Below are 529 nucleotides of genomic sequence, written 5' to 3' on the forward strand. Positions count from 1 at the left end.
CGGCGACCACCGCGGCGAGCAGCCCCTCCACGAACGGCGCGGGCGCCAGTCGCACCGGCACGTCGCTCGCCCGCAGCTCCAGCGCGAGCTCGGCGCTCAGCACCGCGGACCCGAGGTCCATCAGCACCAGCACCCCGTCGCAGTCCGCGGCGAGGGCATCGATCGCGGTCGCGACGGCCACGGCGTCGGTCCCGAGTACCGGGGCACCGTCGGCGTCGACCCCCGCACCCGCCGCCACCTCGACGCGCACGCCTCCCCCCGGCACCATCTGGAGGGCGAGCTCGAGCGCCGCCTCCCCGAGCCGGGCGCTGTGGGAGACGGCGACGATGCCGATCATCAGGCGCTGTCCGCGATCGCGGCGGCGAGCGTGTCGAACAGGATCGCGGTGGAGGCCGCGCCCGGGTCGAGGTGCCCCGCGCTGCGTTCGCCCAGGTAGCTGGCGCGCCCCTTGCGCGCCACCAGGTCGAGGGTGGCGTCGCGCCCCGCGGCCGCCGCGTCGGCCGCCGCCCGGGCGGCGTCGCCCACCGAG

The 529-nt window shown here is 78.3% G+C and carries 2 protein-coding genes; both read right to left on the bottom strand.

The genetic code is table 11. From position 1 onward, the window contains the following. On the bottom strand, positions 1 to 337 hold a 337-nt coding region (locus DW309_RS04920), incomplete at its 3' end, for a PTS sugar transporter subunit IIA domain-containing protein (RefSeq protein ID WP_446724674.1). Continuing rightward, positions 337 to 529: DAK2 domain-containing protein (locus DW309_RS04925; RefSeq protein ID WP_136044732.1), on the bottom strand; the 193-nt coding region annotated here is incomplete at its 5' end. The genes DW309_RS04925 and DW309_RS04920, both read right to left, overlap by 1 nt.

Source organism: Microbacterium sp. K41, assembly GCF_004794395.1.
Lineage (GTDB): Bacteria > Actinomycetota > Actinomycetes > Actinomycetales > Microbacteriaceae > Microbacterium > Microbacterium sufflavum.